Genomic DNA, 6,804 nt, shown 5'->3' with positions numbered 1-6,804 from the left:
AAATATCATACAGATACAACCTCAAGCGCTTTAAATAGCACTTAATATCCATCAATTTATTTTGGAGATTAATACGGATTGCAGTTTTATGTAATACCGTATTAATATAATCAATGCAATTCATGCGCTTTTAGTTTTACTGGATATTCCGCTCCATTCCGGCCACCTATTCCGGAACAAATCGGCCACCCATTCCGGAGCATTCCGGCCACTAGTTCCGGTATAAATCGGCCACCCTATAATAAAGAATAATTAATAGCGACGCTGGATAATTAAACTTTTTAATCCTATGTCTTTCTCAATTATAATTGAGGAGAACATAATGGCGAAAGAAAGATTATCTATGCGGAAAATAAGAGAAATATTACGACTTAAGTATGACAGTGGTCTCACAGACAGACAAATTGCCAAAAGCTGCTCTGTTTCACGAAGTACGGTTGCAAGCTATCTGAGCAGGGCTAAAACCGCCGGACTTGCATGGCCCATTCCTGCCGATCTCAGTGATACGGATATCTCGCATCTTATGTTTAAGAACAAGAATGACGGGCCTGTTAAGAAACGCAACATGCCTTCCATGGAGTATATCCACAATGAATTAAAGAAAAAAGGAGTAACTCTTCAGCTTCTCTGGTACGAGTATAAACAGGACAATCCGGATGGATATCAGTTCAGTTATTTTTGCGAGTTGTATCAGAATTGGGCGAACAAACTCGATATCGCTTTAAGGCAAAGACATAATGCAGGAGAGAAACTGTTTATTGATTATGCCGGAAACACAATTCCCGTGAATGATCCTGAAACCGGCAATATTAGCCAAGCACAGCTATTTATTGCGGTCCTGGGTGCAAGCAATTATACATTTGCCGAAGCCACCCCTTCTCAGGCCTTGCCATACTGGATAAAATCCCATATCCATGCGTTTGAGTTTTTTGAAGGTGTTGCACAAATACTTGTTCCGGACAATTTAAAATCAGGTGTAACTCATCCATCACGGTATGAACCGGATATCAATCCCACCTATAATGACATGGCGCTGCACTATGGTGCTGCTGTTATTCCTGCAAGAGTACGAAAACCAAAAGATAAAGCCAAAGCTGAAAATGCTGTCAAATTTTCTGAGAGCTGGATAATAGCTGCTTTAAGAAAACATACGTTTTTCAGTTTTGCAGAACTAAACAGAGCAATTGCCCAGAAACTGACCGAGCTGAACAATCGGACGTTTCAAAAGCTCGATACCACACGCCGTGAGATGTTCGAGAAAATAGACAAACCGGCCTTAAAACCCCTTCCGGTAGCTAAATATGAATATGCTGAATGGAAAAAAGCCAGGGTAAATATAGATTACCATATTGAATTTGACCGGCATTATTACAGTGTGCCCTATCAGCTGAGAAAAGAGCAGGTAGATGTCCGGTATACAAACAACACTGTAGAAATATTATTTAAAAATAAAAGGATAGCGAGTTATCCCCGGAGCTACAAAAAAGGCGGCTTTACAACATACCGGGAGCATATGCCGAAATCCCATCAGCAGTATCTTGAGTGGACACCGTCAAGGGTTATTAACTGGGCTGCTAAAAACGGTCCGCAGACCGGGCAGATTGTAGCAGGTATTATCAACAGCAGGCGACATCCTGAGCAGGGCTTTCGGGCCTGTATGGGCATTATGAGGTTAGGGAAACGATATACCCCCCAACGTCTTGAAAGTGCATGCGCCCGGGCAATATCCATCCAATCATATTCCTATAAAAGTGTGGAATCCATTTTAAAAAAAGGGCTGGATAAGCTTCCACTTCAATTGGAACAAACTGAAAAAGAACCCATAGATCATACCAATATAAGAGGAAAGCAATATTTTCAGGAACCGTTAACTATTTAAATAAAAAGGAGAAGATTGTGTTAAATGAACAAACACTTGAAAAACTTTATTCCATGAAGCTCAATGGAATGGCTAATGCGTTTAAAGATCAGATGATGCAGCCGGACATGAATGGTCTGTCTTTTGAAGAACGATTTGGTCTTCTGGTGGATCATCACTGGAGTTGGCGGGATGATCGACGACTTAAAACACTTCTAAGAAATGCAAAATTCAAAGACAATGCCTGTATTGAGGATATTGATTATAAAAGCCCTCGGGGCATTGATAAATCAGTAATCTTAAGCCTTGCAAACTGTAACTGGATAAAAAGCACACAAAATGTTACTATTACAGGCCCAACCGGAGCCGGCAAAACTTATCTTGCCTGTGCATTGGCAAACAGTGCATGCAGGAAAGGGTTTTCTTCATTGTATATGAGAGCCCCCCGATTGTTCCAGGACACTGCTGTTGCCAGGGCAGACGGCAGCTATCCAAAACTGATGAATAAAATAGCAAAGGCAAAAGTACTAATTGTTGATGATTTTTGCATTAGCCCTATAAAAGATGCTGAACGTAAAGATTTATTGGAAGTGATAGAAGACAGGCAAGGTCTTTGTTCAACAATAATATCTACGCAACTACCGGTAGAAAAATGGTTTGAAGCTATAGGCGACCCCACAATAGCAGATGCGGTTCTTGATCGCTTAATTCACAACGCGCATAAAATTAATTTAAAAGGAGAATCCATGCGGAAAATAAGATCTCCATTGACTAATAAAAACAAAACTGGGAAATAGAAAAAAACCAGCGTCGCTTCGCTCCGATCAGGTGGCCGATTAACTCCGGAATGGGTGGCCGGAATGGAGCGGAATAGGTGGCCGATTTGTTCCGGAACTAGTGGCCGATTTGAGCGGAATATCCACTATTCTAATTCCAACAAGATATCTGGATAATTGTTGAAATGTACTTATTAAACATAGGAGGAAATTAAAGATGGAATGGAAAAAAACATCATGTCCACTCTGTTTTCATAACTGTGGTTTGGAGTTACAGGTGGATAAAAGTACAATAACGAAAGTCAAAGCCGATAAAAATCATCCCCGGACAAAAGGGTATATTTGTCGAAAAGGGGCAAAGGTGGCACATTACCAAAACCATAAGGAACGTTTGACGCACCCCCTTAAGAAGGACGGTAGCCGATTTATTAAGGTGTCGTGGGAGCAGGCCGTTTCTGAAATTGGTGAAAAGTTGAAAGGCATTGTAAACACCTGCGGTCCCCGTTCCTATGCCTATATGGGCGGTGGTACTGTCGGCACACAAACCGAGATGGCTATCGGGCAAACTTTCCTTTATGCACTTGGCTCCCGTTATCATTATAGTCCCGCGGCACAGGAGTTTTCCGGGATGTTTTGGACCTGTGGGCGAGCTTACGGTCGGCAGGGCCACGAACCAAAACCCGATCTGGGTCGAGCCAAAAATCTTTTGGTGATCGGCTGGAACGGATATGTCAGCACAGGCGTTAACCGAGCTAAGTACTATATTGACGAATTTGCCAAGGATCAGGACAAGCAGCTGATTGTTGTTGACCCTTTTTTTAGTGAGACTGCTCAGCGGGCTAACCGGCACCTAAGGCTGCGAATCGGGACTTTGGCCCTGTTTCTCAAATCGATGATCGCCATTATTCTCAGTGAAGGATGGGAGAATAAAACCTATATTGATAACCATTGCACAGATTATGAATTGATCCTTCCAAAGTTCAAGGACTTTGATATACGTTCGGCGCTTGACGTATGTGCCTTGGATTATGACACGGTAAAAGATGTCGCCAAATTATACGCTACAGAGACGACAGCCCTGAAGACGGACCTTGGGCTATTGATGGACCGGCAAAGCACGATGAATTCTTACCTTGAAATGATACTTATGGCAATCTGCGGTCGCATAGGCATGCCGGGTGGAAATGTCTGGAAGGGAAACATTTTTCAGTTTCCTCATTCTGATGAGCGGGATGACAGCTCATGGCGGACCGTAGAAACCGATTTCCCCGAAATATGCGGCTTCTTTCCACCGAATGTGGCTCCGGAAGAAATCCTCAGCAATAAGGACGATCGAATACGGGCGATGCTGGTCAGCGGATCAAATCCCTTGCGTTCCTATGCCGATACGCATGCGTATGAGCGTGCATTTAAGAAACTGGATCTTTTGGTTACTATTGAGATTGCCATGAGCGAAACAGCACAGATGAGCGATTACGTGCTTCCGGCAAAGTCCAGTTTTGAAAAGTGGGATTTTGCTTCTTTAATCAATTCGTTTCCGGAAGTGCATTTCCAGCTGCGACACCCATGCTGTGAGTGGGTAGGCGAACCACTTGAAGAAGTGGAAATCTTTAACCGACTTGCCGAAGAAATGGGGATTCTACCCGAAATCCCTGATACTCTTTTTCAATACGCACAAGGAGAAAAAAGCGACTACCTTGCCGAGCTCATGCGTTTTGCCGGTACCAATAAGGATGTTGAGCCCTTGATACCGCTCATTGTCTCGAAGACCCTCGGGCAAAGCATGAACTCAGCCAACCTTTCGGTAGTATGGCTAATGTTGAACATATACGCTCAAAGCTTTCCCGGCGACGTTGCAAGAGCCGGCTACACCATGAGTCCGAAAATCGGGGATACTCTTTTCCAGAAGCTAATGAACCACCCCGAGGGAATCGTGATCGGCAAGCTGGATCCGGAGAATAATCTGGCGTTGATAGAAACGCCGGATAAGAAAATACATCTCTACATTGAAGAGATGGACAATTGGTTACAGGAAATCGAACCGGAGGCGGAGCAAAAGATGCTTAATAATGAAGAGTTCCCAATGGTTCTTATGGCGGGAAGACATTTTCAGTACACTGCCAACACGATTATGCGCAATCCGGCCTGGAATAACCACAAACCGGTTTGTAACCTGCTCATCAGCAAAGATGATGCCAAGGTCTTGGGCATCGTCAATGGTGATCTGGTATCAATAGCAACTGAAGCTTCTATGCTGACGGTACCTGCTGAAATATCTGATATTGCCTCACCGGGCGCTGTTATCCTGCCACACGGATTCGGATTGGTGTTTGAAGGCCGAACATATGGTGTGAATGTGAACCAGCTCACATCTTCAAAGCACCGGGACCGGCTGGCGGGCACTCCTCTGCATCGGTATGTGCCGTGTCGTGTATCTAAAGCCTAACCAATTGTTTTTTAATAATTTCTATTGACATTGCCGCCGGTTTCGGTTTCTGCGAAATAGCAATTATAAAGGTAATCGGTGTCACATCTTGAGTGCGGCCGGGCAAGGTCGTAAAATCCAGCGGGTGAGACGCCCGCCCCGGAAGGTTGGCCAACCACCGGGTAGCGAGTCCTTGGAGGTTCCATGGTAACATGGCGCTTTAAGCGTAGGACAGCGAGCAGGCAGGCCGTAAACCGAAAGGCTGAAGGGATTGAGCCCCGTAAGTGACTCGATGGGAAGGACGACAGTGTTCAAGAACTGGAAGTCAACACAGATGTTACCGCTAAAGGCAAGGCAATGTCTGCTTCTCCGGGGTCTGAGACCATGGCATGTTTGACATCAGGATTTTGCGGTAACCCGGGAGGCCCTGTGCCGCTTTCGAGCAATCGAGAGTATGCCGGACAACTGAAGAGGGAGGAAGGCAAATGAGGCACAGGGAGTCGGATAGTCTCATAGTACCTGTGAAGGCGGGTAATGCTGCTGGAGGGAAGGAGGCTACACATGGGAGCGCGGCGTGAGGCAACACCGACCGTTCACGGAAGCGGAGAACCGGTGACAACGAAATTGCGTCGCATAGCGGAGAAGGCCCGTAAGTAACCGGCTTCTCCGTGAATTGACCATGTGAGGAGCCGTGTGCGTAAATAGCGCAAGCACGGTTCTGAGAGGGGCCGGTGCCAACGGTGAAAGCTATACGAAAACGGTAGGCACGTAGTAGCCGCGTGCGGCAAGGCGTCATTAAAAGACTATCCGTGAACGTGTTGTTTTCATTGGAGAAGCCGGTCTACTCGACACAGTGAATAATTACTTAACTTGATAGATATATTGTATATCAACGAAACAAAAGCCTACATCATCCCCAGTTCTTTAACTACTCCCAATAAACTTACACCTACTGGAAAACTTTATATACTCCTTGCCATCTTTTTTAAATGCAATGTATTTTTATCCATTTTTTTCCAAAATAACCAAATACACTTTCTGAAGCGGAAATGAAGACAAATCGTGAACAGGTACAAACGATTCCATCCGATTTGAATATTATCTTGATTTTATTTCAAACTTCTTTGGCTATCTGACCAAATGAAGTTGATTCCCAGGGTAACCGGATTTATAAATTAACCTGCCAGGACTTTCATGAGATAATCATTATCCCAACCAGCTCTGAGTCGTTTTTATTTTATGTTCTTTTTCGGTGTTGCTTCTTTTTTAATCATATTCAAGGCAATATGCCTGAGCACGGCAAAGTTTTCCGGCGCATTTCCCGTTCTGATTCTGCTCTATATCTGATGTTGTCCAATATCGCCGTATCTCAATTTTAGCATATCCGCCATCACCGCTCTCATAGTAGTCGCATCCCGAATCCTTGAAATCCCCGGAAAGCAGCTTCTGGAAATACAACTTTATGTCATCATGAGACCAGAGTAAAATCTTGACGGGCTGTTGCCCAAACCGTGTTTTTACAATATTTGAATGAATTTGCAGAGTTATATATGATCTAACAAGTTGTAATTATTATGTCCTATATTTAATTTGGGAAAGAACCTAGTCGAGTAGATTAGTTTCTTCTGATGCTACAGGTCGATGTTTGTGTTCTCCGTTTCCGCCTGGTTTCCCGGCGGTGCCACAATATTTCAACCATACATCAGTTGGCGCTAACCCCTCTCAGAACCGTGCTTGCGCTATTT

At 44.3% G+C, this 6,804-nt stretch carries 4 protein-coding genes; 3 read left to right on the top strand and 1 reads right to left on the bottom strand.

The features are described from left to right. Positions 1-322: 322 nt before the first annotated feature. The 3 genes from istA (at position 323) to KKC46_13090 (ending at position 5,080) form a co-directional block, all read left to right on the top strand. Positions 323-1,879 (top strand): IS21 family transposase, encoded by a 1,557-nt coding sequence (gene istA / locus KKC46_13100; GenBank protein ID MBU1054743.1) that lies wholly within the window; start codon positions 323-325, stop codon positions 1,877-1,879. Between the two features lie 17 nt (positions 1,880-1,896). Further along, positions 1,897-2,655, top strand: coding sequence for an IS21-like element helper ATPase IstB (istB, locus tag KKC46_13095; protein MBU1054742.1), 759 nt, complete (start codon positions 1,897-1,899; stop codon positions 2,653-2,655). Between the two features lie 196 nt (positions 2,656-2,851). Then, positions 2,852-5,080 (top strand): molybdopterin-dependent oxidoreductase, encoded by a 2,229-nt coding sequence (locus KKC46_13090; protein MBU1054741.1) that lies wholly within the window; start codon positions 2,852-2,854, stop codon positions 5,078-5,080. Between the two features lie 1,245 nt (positions 5,081-6,325). Here the strand turns inward: KKC46_13090 and KKC46_13085 are convergent. Next, positions 6,326-6,517, bottom strand: coding sequence for a hypothetical protein (locus KKC46_13085; protein MBU1054740.1), 192 nt, complete (start codon positions 6,515-6,517; stop codon positions 6,326-6,328). Positions 6,518-6,804 lie beyond the last annotated feature (287 nt).

Source organism: Pseudomonadota bacterium (assembly GCA_018817425.1).
GTDB lineage: Bacteria > Desulfobacterota > Desulfobacteria > Desulfobacterales > RPRI01 > RPRI01.
Note: the sequence above shows the minus strand (reverse complement) of the source record. Positions and strands in the feature narration are given on the sequence as shown.